This window comes from Nocardia otitidiscaviarum, from assembly GCF_007362295.1.
GTDB lineage: Bacteria > Actinomycetota > Actinomycetes > Mycobacteriales > Mycobacteriaceae > Nocardia > Nocardia otitidiscaviarum.
Window position 1 is genome coordinate 7,086,603 of record NZ_CP041695.1, and the last position, 19,276, is coordinate 7,105,878.

Consider the following 19,276-nt stretch of genomic DNA (forward strand, 5'->3'; position numbering starts at 1 on the left):
CGGCAGCACCTCCGGCAGCCGGATTTGCCATGCTGTCCGCAAGCGACGAAAGGGATCATCCATGAGCGAGCGCAGCGAGCGACCTGAGATCACGGCCGAGTTCGAGACGATCCGGTTCGAGCGGACCGGCGATATCGCCCGCATCACGCTGAATCGTCCCGAGGCCGCCAACGGCATCAACGCCGCCCTCGGCCGGGAGTTGGCCGCCGCGGCCGGACAGTGCGTCGACGATCCGACGCTGAAGGTCGTGATCCTCACCGGCGCGGGCCGCTTCTTCTCCGCCGGCGGCGATCTCAAGGGGATGGCCACCGCCGAGGAGGGTCCGGGCGCGTACGTGAAATCCCTCGCCGAGGATCTGCATCAGGCCATGTCCTCGTTCGCCCGGATGGACGCCCTGCTCCTGGTGGCCGTCAACGGCACCGCGGCGGGCGCGGGCTTCAGCCTGGCCATTGCCGGTGACCTGGTGGTCGCGGCCGAATCGGCCGCCTTCGCCATGGCCTACACCCGCGCGGGCCTGAGCCCCGACGGCGGTTCCTCCTATTACCTGCCCCGCCTGATCGGCCTGCGCCGCACCCAGGAACTCATGCTCACCAACCGCACCCTGCGGGCCGCCGAGGCGCTGGAGTGGGGCCTGCTGCACCGCGTGGTCCCCGACGCCGACCTCGCCGCCACCGTCGACGACCTGGCCGAACAGTTCGCCGCGGGCCCGAGGACCGCCAACGCCCACGTCAAGAAGCTGCTCCTGGTCACGCATGGCCACACCCTGGAGGAGCAGATGAACACCGAGGCGGATTTCATCTCCGCAGCCGCCGGTTCCGCGGACGGTCAGGAGGGTATCGCCGCCTTCCTGGGCAAGCGCGCCCCGAAGTTCTCCTGACCGCTCGGACCTCAGCCGCGTCGCCTGCGCAGCGCGATCAGCAGCGCGCCGCCGAGAAGCACGGCCGCGCCGACCCCGCCGACCGCCGCCAGCACGAGGCCGCGCCGCGGCTCGGCTTCGGCGCCGGTCGCGGTCGGCGCGCTCGTCACCGGGGCCTTGCCCTCCCCGAGCACGCCGTTCCCGGTGTCGTCGGCATAGGTCGGTCCGCTCTCCGCGGTCCCGGCGACGGTCAGGTCGAGGTGGACCGGTACCGGCGTCTGTCCGTCCGCTGCGGCCGAACCCAGTTTGACCGCGATGTAATACCAGCCCGCCACCGACTGTTCGCGCACGTCGGCTTGGTCGGCGGCCCGGTTGTTGTACCGGATCGGCACCGTCGCGATGGCCGAATCGCCGGTGGGCAGCACCCCGGCGCTCCCGGTGTAGACGTGTGAGTCCGAGTCGATCTCCTCGGCCAGCGGCGAGTACAGGGTGGTGGTGATATTCGAGATGGCCGACAGCCCACGGGCGTCGTTGGCCTCGAAGTTCACCCGATATGCCAGCCCCTGCCCCCAGCCCAGCCGCACCCGGTAGAAGACGTACTCACCCGGTCGGAGGATGTCGCTGTAGCGGCCCGAACCATCCAGTGCGGTAGCCGAATTGAAGGAGCCGCCGCCGGTCACCGGCTGCGCCGCGGTGGTCGGAGGCACGAAGGTGATGGCGGGGAGCACCGCGACGGGTCCGGGATCGATCGCGGCGGGTTCGATTCCGACGAGGATCTCCAGTGGCAGCCGGGCGGGCACGCCCTCGGAGACGTTGTCCCATTCCACCGAGAAGTAGTACCGGCCCGCGCCCGCACACTGGTCGGTGGCGTCCCGGCCCTCCTCGGCGGCTCCGCGCCACGTCTCGCTGACGGTCAGCGTCACGCCATCGCTGGAGCGTCCGGCCTGTTCTCGCTCCCGTTCCCGGCAGTCGGTGCCGTCGTGCCCGTAGACCCGTGTTTCGAGGGTGTTGTAGTCGTCGACGATCGAGACGTCCGATACGCGGGGGTAGGACATGATGCCGCTGAAGTAGGCGGTCGCACCCTGCGGCACGTCGACGGCGTAGAACCGTTTCTCGTGCTGGCCCAGGGTATCGAGATGATGTCCCGGTCGCGCCACGGGCGCATCGGTGTAGTCGGCGGTGCCCGTGATGGGTGTGCCCGCCGCCTGATAGTCGCGCAGTGCGGCAGTGGTGACCTTCGGCAGCATCCGTTCCAGCGCGGCCCCGTCCGCGGCGTCGCTGTAGCTGCCGCCGGTGGCCTCGGCCATGCAGGTCAGTTGCGTGCGGGCGGCGTCGTCGACGGCGAAGCCGATGGTGTGCACCGTCAGATCGACGCCCTGCTGCTTCAATTCCCGTGCCACATCGCAGGGATCGGGTGGTGCACAGGTGTCCTCGCCGTCGGAGACGAGCACGATGGATCTCGGTTCGTCCGCCGGCAGCGCGGCGGCGGCCTCGCGCAGCGCGGTGCCCATCGGCGTCCAGCCGCGGGCTTCGATACCGTTCACCGCATCGGTGAGGGCCGCGCGGTCGAGCGTGTCCGCCTGCCGCAGGATCCGGACGTCCCGACATCCGGCCGCCTTCTCCGCCTCGTCGTTTCCGGTGCCGGTGCCGTAGGTGGCCAGCCCCACGCGGGCCGTGGCGGGTGCGCTGTCGACGAAGGTGCGTACGGCGTTTCTGGCGGCGTCCATCATGGTGCCCGCCGGGTCGGGACGCCGCATGGATCCCGAGGCGTCGAGAATGATCATGGTCGGTGCGTAGGGCGTTTCCGGTTCCGCGTGGGCGGGTGCCGTGCCGAGTCCGAGCCCGGCCAGCCCCACGGCGACCACCGTGATGAACTTCCTCGAAATGCGCATAACGGACCAGACGCTACCGCCGCTACCACTCCGTCACGACTCGACGGACGGCCTATGCTCGGCTGCATGGCGTTCTCGGCGATGGTGGCACGCGAATCCGACGGCACCGTGGTGCTGGCCCGCGAGGAGGTCGGCGACGACTTCCTCGGCGCGGGCACGGTCACGATCAAGGTGCACTTCTCCAGTGCGAATTACAAGGACGGTCTGGCCATTACGCCGCGCGGCGGGGTGGTTCGCGAATACCCGATCATTCCGGGTATCGACCTGACCGGTGAGGTGTTGTCGTCCGAGGACCCGGCCTTCGCGCCCGGCGATCCGGTGCTGGCCCACGGCTACGAGATCGGTGTTTCACGCAATGGTGGATTCGCCGAGTACGCCCGCGTTCCGGCGGAGTGGGTGGTACCGCTGGAGGGCCTCACCCCCCGCGAGGCCGCCGCACTCGGCACCGCCGGTTTCACCGCCGCCCTGAGCGTGCAGGCCCTGCTGGACCGCGGACTCACCCCCGAGTCCGGGCCGGTGCTGGTCACCGGCGCGACCGGCGGGGTCGGCAGTGTCGCGGTGGACATCCTGGCCGGTCTCGGTTTCGAGGTGGTGGCCTCCACCGGCAAGACCGACGCCGGTGAGCTGCTCGGCACCCTCGGCGCGGCATCGGTGATCGGCCGCCTGCCCGAGGATCCCGATGCCAAGATCCGTCCGCTCGGCAAGTCGCGGTGGGCCGGTGTGGTCGACAGCGTGGGCGGCCGCTCGCTCGCCCACATTCTCTCCACCGTGAACTACGGCGGCTCCGTGGCGGTGTCCGGGCTGACCGGCGGTCCGGACCTGCCCACCACGGTGCTGCCCTTCATCCTGCGCGGCGTGTCCCTGCTGGGGGTGGACTCGGTGAACCTGCCCATCGAACCCCGGCGGGAACTCTGGGCGCGACTGGCGAAAGACCTGAAACCGCGCCATCTTTCGCTGCTGGAGAACTACGCGCCGGTCACCGACGCCCCGCGGGTGCTGCGCTCGATCCTGGACGGCACCCACTCCGGGCGCACCGTCCTCGGTGTGGCCGGAGAGTTCTGAGCACGGCGCTCGCAACGGTCTGCGGTCGCTCGCGTCGAGTGCCGTCGGAGGTTCAGCCGCGGCGGCCCACGTGCACGGTGGCGGCGCTGAGCAGGAAGATGTCGTCGCGGCGACCGACGTAGGTGTCGGCCGCCGGGTCGAGCAGCGCCCGCAGCGCGTCCCGATCCGTTTCGGACAGCTCCTCGTCCATGCGCTCGCTCATCATGCTCAGCCACTCCACCACGGCCTCGCGCACCGCCGGGGCGGCGGGCGCGGGATGGTCGGTGAGCACGCTGAACGAGGTCACCTCCGCCATACCGGCTTTCGCCAGCGCGACGCCCCACCCGTACGGCATGCGCACCGATCCGGGCATATCCGCGCGCATCCGCGCGAACCAGATATCGCGAGCGGCATTGAGGCGGTCCTGCAGGCCGGGCTCACCCAGACCCAGATCCCAGGGCAGATAGCGGGTGGCCAATCCGCCCTCGGCCAGCGCCAGGTAGCCGCCGTCGCGCACCAGCCGGGCGAGTCGGTGCACACCGGCCTGCTCGTCGGGGAGATGGTGGACCGCACGGGCCGCCCAGACCAGGTCGGCCGCGGGTACGCGGTCCAGCAGTTCATCGGCGGCCGCGTCGGCGTGCACCTTGTCCACGTGCACCGATTCCGCCGCGACGCCTCCGCCCAGTGCGGTGTGCACGGCCTCCTCGGCGGCGGTCAGCAGCTCCGGGACGGCGTCCACCAGCACGATGCGCCCGCCGCCGCGGGCCGCGAGGGCGGTCGCGAAGGCCGCCGCCTGACCGCCCGCGCCGGAGCCGATATCGACAATGGTGGCCCCGGCGGGCAGGCCGCCGACCAGGCGCGCCGCGATACCGGCACTGGCCTCGGCCGCCACCGCGTCCTCCCGCCGCAGGTGTCCGATGCGGGTCGACCAGTCGATGCCGTCGTGGGTCAGGTGGCCGTGGCCGCCGTGTCCGTGGTCGTGGCCACCGTGCGCGTGTTCGTGGGTATGTCCGTGTGTCTGTGCGCCCATGGCTACGACGCTAATCGCCTCCGCCGGTATGGCAATTTTCCTTGCTGTTTCGGCAACACGCGGCTACCGGGCCGACGGCGCGACCGTGCCGCGCACCTCATCGGGTTGCAGATGCGCCAGCAGCAGCTTGATCAGCAGCACCGGTGTGAGCCAGAGCAGCACGGCCGGAATGTCGAGGGGTATCAGCAGCGCGAGCGTCACCCACGCGAAACCGAGCGGTCGGCGCGACTCGGCGGGTGCGGCCAGGACGGCCAGTGCGCCGCCCAGCGCCAGCAGGTACACGAATGCCGCGCTGTACCAGGCGAAGTCGGGCACCACCAGGGCGAGCAGGAACGGCTGCACATGGATGGCCACGAATCCGAGGTGGTGCCGCGCGGTGCGGCCGGGCCGGTGGAAATGCCGTTTGGCCGAGGCGGTGGCATTGACCACCGACCCGCCGAACAGGTCGAAGGCGATGACGGCGATGACCCCGACGGCCAGCGCGGACAATTCCGCGTGCACCGCGAGTGCGGCGGCCCCGGCGGCGCCGAGCGTGGCCGCGCCGTAGCCGAGGACGCGCTCGGCGCGGGTGGCGTCGGGTGCGATGAGGTAGTCGGAGATGGAGCGGGAGGTCATGGGCGTTCTCGCAATCCGTCGAGCACGATATCCAGCATCGGCTGGGCCAGCTTTCCGATGGGCACGTCGGGATCGACGAGCCACTGCAACAGCACCCCCTCGATGACGCCGACGATCACCGTCGCATGCGCCTCCCCCAGGTCCGGCCGGATGTCGGCGAGCAGTCCGGCGATGACGCGCCGCTGCTCGCGGTACACGTCCTTCATGTAGTCGGTGGCCCACAGGTCGAAGAGGATGCGGGCGTGGTCGGGTGCGCCCGCCAAGACTTCGAAGACGCCGCGCACCAAGTCGGCGAGCCGGTCCAGCGCCGGGGCATCGCCGTCGACGGCACGCTGGACGGCGGCCAGTGCCTCGGCGCTGTACTGCTCGAAGGCTGCCTCGAGTAGCGCGTCGCGGCTGTCGAAGTACAGGTAGACGCTGCCCTTGGCGATGCCCGCCGCGGCGGCGACATCGTCGATCCGGGAGGCGGCGAACCCTTTCCGTGCGAAGACCCGCACGGCGGCGTCGAGTATCTCCTGTCGCCGCGCGGTCTTGTCGACCCGTTTGGGGGACATGATCACTCCTATTATGACTGACTGTTCAGTCATAATAAATGCCGAGAAGGACGCCCGCAACCCCCCGAACAGCACGGGCGCGGTGCCGAAAGGCACCGCGCCCGGAGGAGAAGTGGCGTCGCGCAGCCGAATTCAGGCCGCCGCCGGTTGGCTGTCGTCCGCGAACTGGGTCCGGTACAGCTCCGCGTACCGCCCCTGCTCCGCCAGCAACTGAGTGTGCGTGCCGCGCTCCACGATCCGCCCGTGCTCGAGCACCACGATCTGATCGGCATGGCGAATCGTCGACAGCCGGTGCGCGATGACCAGGGCCGTCCGCCCGTCGAGCGCCTCGGCCAGCGCCGCCTGCACCGCCGCCTCCGAGGTCGAGTCCAGCGAGGCGGTGGCCTCGTCCAGGATCACCACGCGCGGCTGCCGCAACAGCAGCCGGGCAATGGTCAGCCGCTGCCGTTCACCGCCCGAGAGCCGGTAACCGCGCTCGCCGACCACGGTGTCCAGGCCGTCGGGCAGCGATGCGATCAGCTCGCTCAGGCGCGCCCGGCGCAGCGCGTCCCACAGTTCCTCGTCGTCGGCCTCGGGCCGGGCCAGCAGCAGATTGTTGCGAATGGTGTCGTGGAACAGGTGCCCGTCCTGGGTGACCAGCCCGACGGTGGCCTGGATGGAGCTGCCCTTCAGCTCCCGCACATCCACCCCGCCCAGCCGCACCGCTCCGGAGTCCACGTCGTAGAGCCGCGAAACCAGTTGCGCGATGGTGGATTTCCCGGCCCCCGAGGAGCCGACCAGCGCCACCATCTGACCCGGCTCGGCGCGCAGCGACACCTCGTGCAGCACCTGTTCGCCGCCGCGGGTGTCCAGCGTCGCCACCTCCTCCAGCGAGGCCAACGACACCTTGTCCGCCGACGGATAGCCGAAGTCCACCGCGTCCAGTTCCACCGACACCGGTCCGTCCGGCACCGCCCGCGCATCGGGCGCATCCTCGATGAGCGGCTTCAGATCCAGCACCTCGAAGACCCGCTCGAAGCTCACCAGCGCCGACATGATGTCCACCCGGGCGCTGGCCAGCGCCGTGAGCGGCGAGTACAGCCGGGTCAGCAGCAGCGAAAGCGACACCACCGCACCGGCTTCCAGCTGTCCGCGCAGGGCGTAGAACCCGCCCAGGCCGTACACCAGCGCGATGGCCAGCGCCGACACCAGGGTCAGCGCGGTGATGAACACGGTCTGCAACATGGCCGTGCGCACGCCGATATCGCGCACCCGACCCGCCCGCAGCGCGAACTCCGAGGACTCCTGCGTCGGTCGCCCGAACAGCTTCACCAGGGTCGCGCCGGGGGCGGAGAACCGTTCGGTCATCTGCGTGCTCATGGCGGCATTGAGTCCGGCCGCCTCCCGCTGGATTCCGGCCAGCCGGCGCCCCATGGCCCGCGCGGGCAGCACGAACACCGGCAGCAGCACCAGTGCGAGCAGCGTGATCTGCCAGGACAGCCGCAGCATGACGGCCAGCGTGAGCACGAGCGTCACCAGATTGGTGACCACCCCGGACAGCGTGGAACTGAAGGCCCGCTGGGCGCCGATGACATCGTTGTTGAGGCGGCTCACCAGCGCACCGGTGCGGGTGCGGGTGAAGAAGGCCACCGGCATGCGCTGCACATGGTCGAACACCGCGGTGCGCAGGTCGAAGATCAGACCCTCGCCGATGCGCGCCGACAGCCACCGGATGATCAGGCCCAGTGCGGCATCCAGCACGGCCACCACGCCGATGACGATCGCCAGCGTCACCACCACGCGCGGCGCGGATCCCTGCACGATGCCGTCCACGACCCGTCCGGCGAGAACCGGACCGGCCACCGCCAGCAGCGCCGAGATCACGCTGAAGCCGAGGAAGGCCAGCAGCCTGCGGTGATGCCGCTCGGCGAAGGCCAGAATCCGCCGTGCCGTCGCCAGTCGCAGCGGCCGCTGCTCGTTGGGCGCGTGCACCTGCCGGTACAGCTGATCCCACGCCACGGATTCGATACTCATGCTCGCTCTCCTCACCGCTTCGGGTCTATGGAACCCGAGGGCACCGACAGTAAGACCTCAACAAAGGTTGAGAGCAAGCCCATCCGCCGGGCGACACGCCTTCGCTCCGGGCGAAACGCCGCGCCCGGCCCGCCGCGGTCTCCCCCGTGCTCCGGACCGCCAGTAGCATTTTCGGTGTGACCGAGAAGCTCAGCATCACCATGCCCGATCGGGTGGCCGCTGCGGCTCGGGCCGCCGCCGCGGCCGCCGGGAAACCCCTCTCCACCTGGATCGCCGAAACCATCGACCGCGTCACCTACGCCGATGCCCGGCGCAATGACGTGGCGCTGATGGAACAGCACAAACTGCTGGGCGGCGATTGGGCGCAGCAACAGGCCGCCGCCTTCCAGGCGGCCCGCGGAGTGCGTGGGTGATCGCCCAGCGGGGCCACATCATCCTCACCCAGGCGGCCACGGTCATGCCGGGCGGCACCATGTTCCTGGTCGTCTCCGGCGACAACTACAACAACGATCAGCCCGGCCTGCGCCTGGTGGTCCAGGTGGTCGGGCCGCAACTACGCCCCGCCGCCGGGGCCTACCTCTACGATCTCGGCACCGTGGGCACCGCCGTCCTGGTCGCGCCGACCACCCTGCCCAGCGACTGGCTCACCGGCGAACCCATCGCGGTCATCGACCAGGACACCATGGACGACATCGCCACCCGCATCGCGCGGCTGTACCTGTGAAGACATGTCCGATCGCCCGGCACGACGGACGATCCGGCTGTGCCCAGCGCGGCGTCCGCCGCCGGGATGTCCGGAGATCGGGATGTGCCGGCGGATGGTCGGCCACGAAGCCCGGATGGCCGTAGCGTTCGTATCCCGGTCACGCGCCGACCGGACTCCCCACCGATATCTCATGCGGCTCCCCGCCGGTGGACACCTTCGCTGCGGCGGGACGCCTAGGCTGACAGCGTGACCGATTCGCTGGAGCGGGCGCTGCGGGGCCGGATCGCGGGCGAGGTGGACGCCTCGCCGCGGCGGCGTGCCGAGTATTCCTCCGACGCCTCGAACTACCGGGTGCCGCCCCGAGCGGTCGTTTTCCCGCGCACCGTCGCGGATGTGGAATCCACCCTGGCCTTCGCACTGGTGGAGGGTTTGCCGGTGACCGCGCGCGGGGGCGGAACCTCGGTGGCGGGCAATGCGATCGGGCCCGGGATCGTGCTGGATTTCAGCAGGCATATGCACGCGATCCTGGAGGTGGACGCCGAACGCGCACTGGCCCGGGTGCAGCCGGGGGTGGTGCTGTCCACCCTGCAGCGCGCGGCGGCCGCGCACGGCCTGCGCTTCGGACCGGACCCATCCACGCAGAACCGCTGCACGCTGGGCGGCATGATCGGCAACAATGCCTGCGGCCCGCGCGCCGTGGCCTGGGGGCGCACCTCGGATACGGTGCGAGAGCTTCGCATTCTCGACGGTACCGGCGTCGAGCGCACCCTCGCCGACGATCCGGCCGCGGTACCGGGGCTGCCCGAATTCACTCGCGCGAACCTGGCCCTCATCCGCACCGAACTGGGACGCTTCGATCGGCAGGCATCGGGCTATTCGCTGGAACACCTGCTCCCGGAACGCGGTTCGTCGATCGCCAAGGCTTTCGTCGGCACCGAGGGCACCTGTGGCCTGCTCCTGGAGGCGACCGTCGGTCTCGTGCCCATCCCGGCCGCCACCGTGCTGGTCGTGCTCGGCTATCCCGATATGCCCACCGCCGCGGACGATATCGCCGCCGTCATGGCGGACGCGCCCATCGCGGTGGAGGGTCTGGACGCTCGCCTGGTCGACACGGTGCGAGCGCATCGCGGCACGGTGCCGGAGCTCCCGCGCGGCGGCGGCTGGCTGTTCGTGGAGTTCGGCGGCGACACCCCCGATCAGGTGCGGGCGGCGGCTGAACGGTTGTGCCGCACCGCCCACGCGCTCGATTCCCGAATCGTCACCGATATCGCTGTGGCCCAGGCACTCTGGCGGATTCGTGCCGACGGTGCCGGGCTGGCCGGTCGCACCCCCGACGGCACTCCGGCCTGGCCCGGTTGGGAGGACGCCGCCGTCCCGCCCGAGCGTCTGGGCGCGTATCTGCGCGAATTCCAGGCCCTCACCCGCGATCACGGCCTGGACGGCCTGCTCTACGGTCACTTCGGCGACGGCTGTATCCATGTGCGCCTGGATCTGCCGATCGCCGATGCACCGCAACGCTTCCGGTCCTTCCTGGAGGATGCCGCCGATCAGGTGGTGAAGTTCGGCGGTTCACTGTCGGGCGAGCACGGGGACGGTCGTGCCCGCTCGGAACTGTTGGCGCGCATGTACTCCCCCGCCGCCCTGGCCGCCTTCGCCGGATTCAAGGCGCTGTTCGATCCGGATGACGTGCTCAACCCCGGGGTGCTGGTCGACCCGCGTCCGATCGACACCGATCTTCGACTGGCCGGGCTGCGGCCGGTGCCCGCCGCCGACGGCTTCGCCTACCCCGGCGACGGCGATATCGGCACCGCGGTGCACCGCTGTGTGGGCGTCGGCAAATGCCGTGCCGATACCGGCGCCTCCGGCGGCTTCATGTGCCCCTCCTATCTGGCCACCGCCGACGAGAAGGACAGCACCCGCGGCCGCGCCCGCGTACTCCAGGAGGTGGCGCGCGGCGCGCTCGACTGGCGTTCGGACGCGGTGGCGGAATCCCTCGATCTCTGCCTGTCCTGCAAGGCATGTCATGCGGACTGCCCGGCCGGTGTGGATATCGCGACCTACAAATCCGAGACCCTGCACCGCCGCTATCGGGGGCGACGCCGCCCGCTCGACCACTACTCGCTCGGGCGGCTGCCGGGGTGGCTGGCGGCTGCCTCGCATCTGGCCCGGCCGGTCAACGCCCTCGCGAAGATCGGCCCGCTGCGTCGAATCGGCTTGCGCGCGGCCGGAATAGATCCACGCCGACCGGTGCCCGCACTGGCGCACAAGAGTTTCCGTCGCGGTTGGACCGGCAGCACGGCCGTCGGCCCGGAGGTGATGCTGTGGGTGGACACCTTCACCGACGGCTTCGACCCCGATATCGCTTCGGCCGCAGTGGACCTCATCGAACCACTGGGCTACCGGGTGCGGATTCCCGAGCGCCGGGTGTGCTGCGGCCTGACCTGGATCAGCACCGGACAGCTGGACGGCGCGCGCACCCGGCTGCGCGCCACCGTGGACGCCCTCGCCGACCATGTGCGCGCCGGTGGCCTGGTGATCGGGCTGGAACCGTCCTGCACCGCCGCCCTGCGCGACGACCTGCCCCGCCTGCTGCCCGGCGACGAGCGCTCGGCCCGGGTGGCGGCGGCGGTGCGGACCCTGGCCGAATTCCTGCTGGAGCAGCCGCGGTGGCGGCCACCCGATCGCGCCGCCACCACGGTGGTGGTGCAGCCGCACTGCCACCAGCACGCGATCATGGGCTTCGCCGCCGACCGCGAGGTCCTCGCCCGCACCGGCGCGACGGTGGTCCCGATCGCCGGTTGCTGCGGCCTCGCCGGCAACTTCGGCATGCAGCGCGGCCACTACGACCTCTCGGTCGCGATCGCCGAGAACAACCTGCTGCCCGCCCTGCGCGCGGCGGGCCCCGACGCCGTCTTCCTGGCCGACGGCTTCTCCTGCCGCACCCAGGCCCACCAACTGGCCGGACGCCCCGCCCAGCACCTCGCCCAATTCCTGCGGGACACCTGAGCCGAGCGATGAACCACCGCGCCTTATTGCCGCCTGGGGTGGCGCGGCTCACCCGGTGGCGGGATACCGGTCCGTACCGTCCGCGCGATAGCGCAGAATGGCGCGGTGACCTCAGCGACGACGGAGACCGCGCGAACGCGGACCGTGCGCTCCGATCGTCCGATCGATCTGGCCGATACCGTCCTGCCGCTGCGGCGCGGTCCCGGTGACCCCTGCTACCGCATCACCCGCGACGGCGCGCACTGGCATGCCTCGCGTCTGCCCAGCGGGCCGGTGACGTATCGGTTGCGCCAGGCCGACCGGCACGGGGTCGACGCCGATGCCTGGGGGCCGGGTGCGGAGGAGTTCCTGGAACGGCTGCCCGGGATGCTGTGCCTGGACGAGGACCTGAGCGGTTTCGCCCCGGCGCACCCCAAGATCGCCGAGGCGCTGCGGCGCAATCCCGGCCTGCGCATGCTGCGCACCGGCCGGGTGTTCGAGGCGCTGGTCCCGGCGGTGCTGGAGCAGAAGGTGCATACGGTCACCGCGCATCAGTCCTGGCGGAAGCTGGTGTGGCGCTACGGGACTCCCGCTCCGAGCCCGGCCCCGGACGGCCTGCGCCTGATGCCGGACGCCGAGACCTGGCGTCATATCCCGTCCTGGGTCTACCACCGCGCCAATGTCGGCCCGCAGCGCTCGAAAACCATTGTGCTGGCGGCTCGCATGGCCGCGAAGCTGGAGCGGGCGGCGGACCTGGACCACGCGGCCGCCGCGCGACTGCTGTGCACCGTGCCGGGCATCGGCGTCTGGACCGCCGCCGAAATCGCCCAGCGCGCCTTCGGCGACGCGGACGCCCTGTCCGTGGGTGACTTCCACCTGGCCGCCACCATGGGCTGGACCCTGCTCGGCCGCCCCATCGACGACGACGCCATGGTCGAGTACATGGAACCGCTGCGCCCCCACCGCTATCGCGCGGTGCGCCTCCTGGAGCTGGCGGGTTTCGCCCACAAGCCCAAATTCGGCCCCCGCACCCCGTACACCGATCACAGCCGCATCTGACGCCGCGGCGCACGTCCCGCGATCGACGGCACAGGCCGCCGCGCCTGCCAGAGGCCGACCGCGCCACCGCCGACATCATGACGGTGGCCGAGGTGAGGCTGTATGGTTTCGGATCGGCCGTCCGCTGCGACGCTTGCGCGCCCCGACGCGGGCGAAGCCGTGGCGTCACGACCGGGCTTGTCTGTGCGGTGATGAAAGTCGGGCCCGGGGCGGCCGTTCGGCGGTGTGACGGCCGCCCCGGACCCGACGCCGACCTTCGCGCGGGTGTGACCGGGGGTGATCAACGCCCGTCGCGATGTCGGAATCTCACCGGATCTACCGGCGCTGCCGGGCGCCTTCCCCAGACGTGCCCGGTTCGGCATGCCACGTCCCGCGGGCGGGTCCGGGTGGCTGCCGGGTCGGTGCGGCGAGCAGGGCCCGCCGAATATCGACCAGCAACCACACCAGCCGGTGGGTGGCGCGGTCGAGCAGATCCGGTCCGCGCGCGGCGGTGCGGTTACGGCAGGGCGCGCTCATCGAGAACACACCGCCCCTCGTCGACGAGGGTGGCGCGGGCCCGCCGCCGCACCCGACAGGTGTCCACCGTGCAGTCCAGGTGCATCTGCATGGCCGCGTGCGCCTGGTCGACGGTCATGATGCCGGGGTCGGTCCGGCACCGCATGAGCCCGGCGACATGCATGTTCAAGGAGGTCAGCTGCATTACGCCACTCCCGCCGCGCACACCGTGCGGTGTGGCGTCGGAGGGTGACAATCCCAGGTTGTCCACCCGTTTGCCAGACGGGCGGTGTGGATACGACTGCGGATACGACGGGGGGTGACGCGTTCAGCCATAACTCCTCGTTCCTGCGTGTGAATCCTGTCCCTGCGTGCGAGTTGTGGAGCGTGCCCGGAGGTTTCAGTCAAGGTAGGGGCCGAGGTGCTGTCCGCCCCGGGCACATTCTCAGCACACCATGAGCAGACATTCGGCGTAGTGATTTCACAGATTCCCACGGAAAAACGCGCGAATTCCCAGCAGCGAATCCGCTCGGGAGAGCAGGATTGTCCATAGTGGACGAAGCCCCCCTGCCATGCTGTCGATGAACACCGATCTGCGTACCGGGCGGGAGCCGGTGTGCTGCAAGACTTTCAGCGTTTTGGTGACCGCCCGCGCGTGAACAATCGAGAACGGAGCGCGCTGTGTCAGTTGGTCCCGCGAATTCCCCGAGCGCCGCCTCGACGCTGCCGCGCCGTCAGCTCGGCCGCTATCTGCGGGATTGGCGCACCCAGGCAGGATTGACCATCGCGGAGGCCGCCAAACTCATGGAGTGGGGCGCCAGCACCCTGCAGCGCCTCGAGAAGGGCAATGCCGATCGCATTCGCACCATCGATATCCAGGAGCTGTGCCGTATCTACGGCATCCCCGACGAGATCGCCGAGGGTCTCAAGGGTTTGGCCCAGCAGGCCGCGGTGAAAAGCTGGTGGCATTCCTACGGCGACCTCATCCCGGAGAATTTCGACGTCTATGTGGGTTTGGAGGCATCCGCGCAGCAGCTTTCCTGCTACCAGTCCGAACTGGTACCCGGCCTGCTGCAAACCGCCGACTACGCGCGCGCCCTCAACCGGCTCGGATACCCGGACGACTCCGAGGCGGAGCTGGAGCGGCGCGTGCAGTTGCGGATGCAGCGCCAGGCCCTGATCACCCGCCGTCACCATCCGGCCAGCGTCGCAATGGTGTTGCACGAATCGGTATTGCACCGGTTGGTGGGAAGTGCCAAGGTGATGGCGGCGCAGGTGCGGCACCTGGCGGAGCTGAGCACCCGTGACAATGTCGCGCTGCGCATCCTGCCCTTCAGCGCCGGTGTCCCGCTGGGACTTTCCACCGGCCCGTTCGTGATTCTCGAGTTCGGAACCGACGGCAGAGGGCAGCCGGTGGAGCCGCCGGTGGTCTATGTCGAGGGCTTCACCGGGGATCTGTATCTGGAACGACAAGGCGACGTGCAGCGCTACAGCCGGGCACTGGATTGTCTGGAGCGCTGCGCGTCGGACATCCAAACCAGTAGGAACCTGCTGCGGCAGGTGGCGAAGGAGTTTTCGGCATGACTATGGATCTGGCCGGGGCGCACTGGTTCAAGAGCAGTCGCAGCGGCGCGGGCAAGGAATGCGTGGAGGTGGCGTTCCTGCCGGACGACCGGGTCGGCGTCCGCGACAGCAAGAATCCGGACGGCCCCGCCCTGATCTTCGCGGGCGGCGACTGGTCGAGCTTCACCACGGAGATCACCGAGGGCGCGTTCGACGCCTGACGACCCCGGCGGCGGGCGTACCCCACCTGCCCGCCGCCGTGGCGTTCCCTCCCATCCCCGGGAAGATCACGATTGTGCACCCGTTCGGCAACGGCAGTATGTTTGCCCGCGCTAAGTACGGGTAATCCAATATGCGTGGACCGAGGGCTCAGGAATTCTCATCCGCCCCGGTACCGCAAATTGCTCCCGGACGATTGGGTCGAACGTCTGATCGTTGGAATGCTCTTCGCGGTATCGGCGGTAGGCATATTCGTACTGACCGGCGCATTGGTACCCGCGCTGGCGGTCGGTGTATTGGTGGCGGCGGTCGCCGTCGGCGTGGTGGAGATGCTGTGACCACCCCGATGCCGTTCCGACGTGGTTTTGGCTGGAATCACGGGTGGATTCCAGCCAAAAGCGGGCCGGAGGCGGCGTCTACTTGCGGCGAAAGAGCTTGTTGCCCAGCCAGACCAGTGGATCGTACTTGTGGTCCACCACCCGCTCCTTCAGCGGGATCAAAGCGTTGTCCGTGATCTTGATGTGCTCCGGGCACACCTCGGTGCAGCACTTGGTGATATTGCAGTAACCGAGTCCGGCCTCGTCCTGGGCGAGTTCCCGGCGATCCGCCACGTCCAGCGGATGCATTTCCAGTTCGGCGATGCGCATCAGATACCGCGGGCCGGCGAAGGAGACCTTGTTCTCCTCGTGATCGCGCACCACGTGGCAGGTGTTCTGGCACAGGAAGCATTCGATGCACTTGCGGAATTCCTGCGACCGCTCCACATCCTGCTGCCGCATCCGATACTCACCCGGTTTCAGATCCGCGGGCGGCGTGAAGGACGGGATTTCGCGCGCCTTCGTGTAGTTGTACGACACATCGGTGACCAGGTCCCGGATCACGGGGAAGGTGCGCATGGGCGTCACCGTCACCACCTCGTCCTGGGTGAACGTCGACATGCGGGTCATGCACAGCAGCCGCGGCCGCCCGTTCACCTCGGCCGAGCAGGAACCGCACTTGCCCGCCTTGCAGTTCCACCGCACCGCCAGATCGGGAGCCTGGGTGGCCTGCAGGCGGTGGATGATGTCGAGCACCACCTCGCCCTCGTTCACCTCCACGGTGAAATCCTGCAGCTCACCGCCCTCGGTGTCGCCGCGCCAGACCTTGAATTTCGCCTCGTACCCCATGGCTAGGCATCCCCTTTCCCGGACGCGGGATGAGCCGCGAGTTCGGTTGGGCTGTAGTACTTCTCGAGTTCCTGCAGGTCGAACAGCGCGAGCAGGTCGGCGCGCATGGGCGGCTGTTCCTCCGGTGTCACCGTCACCGACGGCACCGTGAAGCCCACCTCGTCCGGATCGACCCGGCACACCAGCAGCTTGTTGCGCCACACCGGATCCATACCGGGGTGATCGTCGCGGGTGTGCCCGCCCCGGCTCTCGGTGCGCAGCAGCGCCGCCTGCGCCACACATTCGCTGACCAGCAACATATTTCGCAGATCGATGGCCAGGTGCCAGCCCGGATTGAACTGCCGGTGCCCCTCCACGGTCACGTCGTCGAAGCGGTCCCGCAGTTCGGAGAGCTTCTCGACGGCCTGCTTCAGCTCATGCTCCTTGCGGATGATGCCGACCAGATCGTTCATGGTCTGCTGCATATCCGTGTGCAGCGTGTACGGGTTCTCCCCCGGCCCGGTGGTCGGCGGATCGAACGGCTGCAGAGCGGCTTTCGCGGCCGCGGCGATGTCGGCGTCCGCGATGGCGGGACGCTCGCTCAGCCCCTCCACGTAGGTGGCCGCGCCCAGGCCCGCGCGGCGACCGAAGACCAGCAGATCCGACAGCGAGTTGCCGCCGAGCCGGTTGGAGCCGTGCATCCCGCCGGAACACTCACCGGCCGCGAACAATCCGGGGACGGTCGCCGCGCCGGTATCCGGATTCACCTCGATGCCGCCCATGACGTAGTGGCAGGTCGGCCCGACCTCCATCGGCTCCTTCGTGATGTCCACATCCGCCAGCTCCTTGAACTGGTGGTGCATGGACGGCAGCCGCTTCACGATCTCGGCGGCGGGCAGGCGCGAGGCGATATCCAGGTACACCCCGCCGTGCGGGGTACCCCGGCCCGCCTTCACCTCCTCGTTGATGGCTCGCGCCACCTCGTCACGCGGCAGCAGATCCGGTGTGCGCCGGGCGGAGTCGTTGTCCTTCAGCCACTGGTCGGCCTCCTCTTCCGACTCCGCGTACTGCCCCTTGAACACCGAGGGGATGTATTCGAACATGAACCGCTTGCCCTCGGAGTTCTTGAGCACGCCGCCGTCACCGCGCACGCCCTCGGTGACGAGGATGCCCTTCACGCTGGGCGGCCAGACCATGCCGGTCGGATGGAACTGCAGGAACTCCATATTGATGAGCGTGGCCCCGGCCCGCAGCGCGAGCGCGTGGCCGTCGCCGGTGTACTCCCAGGAGTTCGAGGTCACCTTGTACGACTTGCCGATACCGCCGGTGGCCAGCACCACCGCCGGGGTTTCGAAGAGGATGAACCGGCCCGACTCGCGCCAGTAGCCGAACGCGCCGGAGATGCGGTCGCCGTCCTTGAGCAGTTCGGTGACGGTGCACTCCTGGAAGATCTTGATGCGCGCCTCGTAGTCGCCGGTCTCCGCGAAATCCTCCTGTTGCAGCGAGACGATCTTCTGCTGCATGGTGCGGATGAGCTCGAGCCCGGTGCGGTCGCCGACGTGCGCGAGCCGGGGGTAGGTGTGCCCACCGAAGTTGCGCTGCGAGATCCGGCCGTCCTTGGTGCGGTCGAACAGTGCGCCGTAGGTCTCCAGTTCCCACACCCGGTCCGGGGCCTCCTGCGCGTGCAGTTCGGCCATCCGCCAGTTGTTGAGGAACTTGCCGCCGCGCATGGTGTCCTTGAAATGGGTCTGCCAACTGTCCTTCTCATTGGCATTGCCCATGGCGGCGGCGCATCCGCCCTCGGCCATGACGGTGTGCGCCTTGCCGAACAGCGATTTGCACACCACCGCCACCGAGAGTCCGTGTTCGCGCGCCTCGATGACCGCGCGCAGTCCGGCGCCACCGGCACCGATCACGACGACGTCGTATGTGTGCCGTTCGACTTCAGGCATAGGACCGAATACTCCTGACGATGGGGATGATCAGTTGATGAACCGGAGGTCGCTGATGGTCCCGCTCGCGACCAACATGACGTAGAAATCGGTCAGCATCAGCGTGCCGAGCGTGATCCAGGCGAACTGCATGTGCCGGGTGTTGAGCCGGGAGACCTGCGTCCACAGCCGGTACCGCACCGGATTGCTGGAGAAGTTCTTGAGCCGTCCGCCGGTGGCGTGGCGGCAGGAGTGGCACGACAGCGTGTACGCCCACAGCATCACCACATTGATCAGCAGGACCAGATTGCCCAGACCCAGCCCGAAGCTGCCGTCGGAGTTCGTCAGCGCGTAGAGCGCGTCATAGGTGTTGATGAGGGTCACCACCAGCGCCGCGTAGAAGAAGTAGCGGTGCGAGTTCTGGATGATGAGCGGCAGCCGGGTCTCGCCGGTGTACTTGGCGTGCGGTTCGGCGACGGCGCAGGCGGGCGGCGACAGCCACACCGACCGGTAATAGGCCTTGCGGTAGTAGTAGCAGGTGAGCCGGAAGCCCAGCAGCAGCGGCAGCACCAGGAAGCCGAGCGGAATCCACATCGGCAGCTCGCCCACCGGCGTCCCGAAGTGCGCGGAGCCCGCGACACAGGAATCGCTCACGCACGGTGAGTAGAACGGTGTCAGATAGCGGTACTCGTCGACCCAGTACGCCTCGCGCACAAACGACCTGATGGTCGCGTAGACGACGAATGTGCCCAGGCCGAGCACCGTGATCAGTGGCGGTAGCCACCAACGGTCGGTACGGAGGGTGCGGCTCGCAATAGCGGCACGGCTCTTGCTGAATACTCCGGTGGCGCCCGACTCCGGGGCGCTCGTCGGTGCGGCGCTCACTGCTGGATGCCTCGCTGCTCTACCCCGTGGAACGTCATCGTTACCTCCGGCATCGAATGTGATGCCCAGCACCTTACGACAGGTGCGCTATCACTCGAGCACTGTCCCGGGAATTCGGACCCGCCCGCAAACCCGTGATTTGCGCCACATTTCCCCGGTGAGTCGGGGGTGAGCTGCGGCGGTGAACAGACCGCAACCCTCACGAACCAGGCACGAGCCCAGTGAGATTCATCGAATCGCGCACCGAAACGAAATCCGATCCTGGAAAACCGGTCCACCGGCCGTCA

At 69.1% G+C, this 19,276-nt stretch carries 18 protein-coding genes; 8 read left to right on the forward strand and 10 right to left on the reverse strand.

The features are described 5' to 3' along the window. Positions 1–61 precede the first annotated feature (61 nt). Positions 62–877, forward strand: coding sequence for an enoyl-CoA hydratase/isomerase family protein (locus tag FOH10_RS31890; RefSeq protein WP_143983428.1), 816 nt, complete (start codon positions 62–64; stop codon positions 875–877). An 11-nt stretch (positions 878–888) separates the two neighbouring features. Here FOH10_RS31890 and FOH10_RS31895 read toward each other — a convergent pair whose 3' ends face one another. Next, on the reverse strand, positions 889–2,748 hold the full coding sequence (locus tag FOH10_RS31895; protein ID WP_186000644.1) for a vWA domain-containing protein: 1,860 nt from the start codon (positions 2,746–2,748) through the stop codon (positions 889–891). Positions 2,749–2,814: 66 nt separating this feature from the next. Between FOH10_RS31895 and FOH10_RS31900 the strand changes: the two genes are divergently transcribed. After that, on the forward strand, positions 2,815–3,810 hold the full coding sequence (locus FOH10_RS31900) for an oxidoreductase (protein WP_143983429.1): 996 nt from the start codon (positions 2,815–2,817) through the stop codon (positions 3,808–3,810). Between the two features lie 52 nt (positions 3,811–3,862). On the opposite strand, the gene FOH10_RS31905 is transcribed toward FOH10_RS31900, so the two are convergent. From FOH10_RS31905 to FOH10_RS31920, 4 genes are all read right to left on the reverse strand, one after another. Continuing rightward, positions 3,863–4,819 (reverse strand): class I SAM-dependent methyltransferase, encoded by a 957-nt coding sequence (locus tag FOH10_RS31905; protein WP_143983430.1) that lies wholly within the window; start codon positions 4,817–4,819, stop codon positions 3,863–3,865. Positions 4,820–4,882: 63 nt separating this feature from the next. Further along, a complete protein-coding gene (locus FOH10_RS31910; RefSeq protein WP_143983431.1) occupies positions 4,883–5,434 on the reverse strand; it encodes a hypothetical protein in 552 nt (183 codons plus the stop codon). Continuing rightward, positions 5,431–5,988 carry a TetR/AcrR family transcriptional regulator gene (locus FOH10_RS31915; protein ID WP_143983432.1) on the reverse strand — a complete coding sequence of 186 codons (558 nt, stop codon included), beginning with the start codon at positions 5,986–5,988 and terminating at the stop codon, positions 5,431–5,433. Before FOH10_RS31915 ends, FOH10_RS31910 begins: the two co-directional genes overlap by 4 nt. 132 nt (positions 5,989–6,120) lie before the next feature. Beyond that, on the reverse strand, positions 6,121–8,001 hold the full coding sequence (locus FOH10_RS31920; protein WP_143983433.1) for an ABC transporter ATP-binding protein: 1,881 nt from the start codon (positions 7,999–8,001) through the stop codon (positions 6,121–6,123). A 176-nt stretch (positions 8,002–8,177) separates the two neighbouring features. Here FOH10_RS31920 and FOH10_RS31925 point away from each other — a divergent pair, with 176 nt between their 5' ends. The 4 genes from FOH10_RS31925 (at position 8,178) to FOH10_RS31940 (ending at position 12,751) form a co-directional block, all read left to right on the forward strand. After that, complete coding sequence (locus tag FOH10_RS31925; RefSeq protein WP_029932404.1) at positions 8,178–8,414, forward strand: hypothetical protein; 237 nt, start codon at positions 8,178–8,180, stop codon at positions 8,412–8,414. Next, positions 8,411–8,725 carry a hypothetical protein gene (locus FOH10_RS31930; protein WP_039807994.1) on the forward strand — a complete coding sequence of 105 codons (315 nt, stop codon included), beginning with the start codon at positions 8,411–8,413 and terminating at the stop codon, positions 8,723–8,725. The genes FOH10_RS31925 and FOH10_RS31930 overlap by 4 nt, the downstream gene beginning before the upstream one ends. A gap of 228 nt (positions 8,726–8,953) precedes the next feature. Beyond that, on the forward strand, positions 8,954–11,713 hold the full coding sequence (locus FOH10_RS31935; protein ID WP_143983434.1) for an FAD-binding and (Fe-S)-binding domain-containing protein: 2,760 nt from the start codon (positions 8,954–8,956) through the stop codon (positions 11,711–11,713). 105 nt (positions 11,714–11,818) lie between these two features. Continuing rightward, on the forward strand, positions 11,819–12,751 hold the full coding sequence (locus FOH10_RS31940; protein ID WP_143983435.1) for a DNA-3-methyladenine glycosylase family protein: 933 nt from the start codon (positions 11,819–11,821) through the stop codon (positions 12,749–12,751). Between the two features lie 315 nt (positions 12,752–13,066). Here the strand turns inward: FOH10_RS31940 and FOH10_RS31945 are convergent, their stop codons facing one another. Together FOH10_RS31945 and FOH10_RS31950 are read right to left on the reverse strand one after the other, a co-directional pair. Then, positions 13,067–13,267, reverse strand: coding sequence for a hypothetical protein (locus tag FOH10_RS31945; protein ID WP_143983436.1), 201 nt, complete (start codon positions 13,265–13,267; stop codon positions 13,067–13,069). Then, on the reverse strand, positions 13,248–13,451 hold the full coding sequence (locus FOH10_RS31950) for a hypothetical protein (RefSeq protein WP_029932399.1): 204 nt from the start codon (positions 13,449–13,451) through the stop codon (positions 13,248–13,250). The genes FOH10_RS31945 and FOH10_RS31950 overlap by 20 nt, the downstream gene beginning before the upstream one ends. A 476-nt stretch (positions 13,452–13,927) precedes the next feature. On the opposite strand from FOH10_RS31950, the gene FOH10_RS31955 reads away from it, so the two are divergent. Beyond that, entirely contained in the window at positions 13,928–14,830 is a 903-nt protein-coding gene (locus FOH10_RS31955; protein ID WP_052373757.1) for a helix-turn-helix domain-containing protein, read from the forward strand. Beyond that, complete coding sequence (locus tag FOH10_RS31960; protein ID WP_039807980.1) at positions 14,827–15,030, forward strand: DUF397 domain-containing protein; 204 nt, start codon at positions 14,827–14,829, stop codon at positions 15,028–15,030. Before FOH10_RS31955 ends, FOH10_RS31960 begins: the two co-directional genes overlap by 4 nt. 414 nt (positions 15,031–15,444) lie before the next feature. On the opposite strand, the gene FOH10_RS31970 is transcribed toward FOH10_RS31960, so the two are convergent. Genes FOH10_RS31970 through FOH10_RS31980 form a run of 3 tightly spaced genes read right to left on the reverse strand, consistent with a single transcriptional unit; the run spans position 15,445 to position 18,989 of the window. Further along, on the reverse strand, positions 15,445–16,194 hold the full coding sequence (locus tag FOH10_RS31970) for a succinate dehydrogenase/fumarate reductase iron-sulfur subunit (RefSeq protein WP_029932395.1): 750 nt from the start codon (positions 16,192–16,194) through the stop codon (positions 15,445–15,447). Positions 16,195–16,196: 2 nt separating this feature from the next. Continuing rightward, entirely contained in the window at positions 16,197–18,125 is a 1,929-nt protein-coding gene (locus tag FOH10_RS31975) for a fumarate reductase/succinate dehydrogenase flavoprotein subunit (protein WP_143983437.1), read from the reverse strand. A gap of 30 nt (positions 18,126–18,155) precedes the next feature. Beyond that, a complete protein-coding gene (locus FOH10_RS31980; protein WP_143983438.1) occupies positions 18,156–18,989 on the reverse strand; it encodes a hypothetical protein in 834 nt (277 codons plus the stop codon). Between the last annotated feature and the right edge of the window lie 287 nt (positions 18,990–19,276).

What these genes read in the sequence shown, in the direction of transcription:
- FOH10_RS31950 (WP_029932399.1), bottom strand. Translation starts at nt 13,451, where the DNA reads ATGCAGCTGACCTCCTTGAACATGCATGTCGCCGGGCTCATGCGGTGC.
- FOH10_RS31920 (WP_143983433.1), bottom strand. Translation starts at nt 8,001, where the DNA reads ATGAGTATCGAATCCGTGGCGTGGGATCAGCTGTACCGGCAGGTGCAC.
- FOH10_RS31975 (WP_143983437.1), bottom strand. Translation starts at nt 18,125, where the DNA reads ATGCCTGAAGTCGAACGGCACACATACGACGTCGTCGTGATCGGTGCC.
- FOH10_RS31945 (WP_143983436.1), bottom strand. Translation starts at nt 13,267, where the DNA reads ATGAGCGCGCCCTGCCGTAACCGCACCGCCGCGCGCGGACCGGATCTG.
- FOH10_RS31900 (WP_143983429.1), top strand. Translation starts at nt 2,815, where the DNA reads ATGGCGTTCTCGGCGATGGTGGCACGCGAATCCGACGGCACCGTGGTG.
- FOH10_RS31890 (WP_143983428.1), top strand. Translation starts at nt 62, where the DNA reads ATGAGCGAGCGCAGCGAGCGACCTGAGATCACGGCCGAGTTCGAGACG.
- FOH10_RS31960 (WP_039807980.1), top strand. Translation starts at nt 14,827, where the DNA reads ATGACTATGGATCTGGCCGGGGCGCACTGGTTCAAGAGCAGTCGCAGC.
- FOH10_RS31895 (WP_186000644.1), bottom strand. Translation starts at nt 2,748, where the DNA reads ATGCGCATTTCGAGGAAGTTCATCACGGTGGTCGCCGTGGGGCTGGCC.
- FOH10_RS31905 (WP_143983430.1), bottom strand. Translation starts at nt 4,819, where the DNA reads ATGGGCGCACAGACACACGGACATACCCACGAACACGCGCACGGTGGC.
- FOH10_RS31970 (WP_029932395.1), bottom strand. Translation starts at nt 16,194, where the DNA reads ATGGGGTACGAGGCGAAATTCAAGGTCTGGCGCGGCGACACCGAGGGC.
- FOH10_RS31915 (WP_143983432.1), bottom strand. Translation starts at nt 5,988, where the DNA reads ATGTCCCCCAAACGGGTCGACAAGACCGCGCGGCGACAGGAGATACTC.
- FOH10_RS31910 (WP_143983431.1), bottom strand. Translation starts at nt 5,434, where the DNA reads ATGACCTCCCGCTCCATCTCCGACTACCTCATCGCACCCGACGCCACC.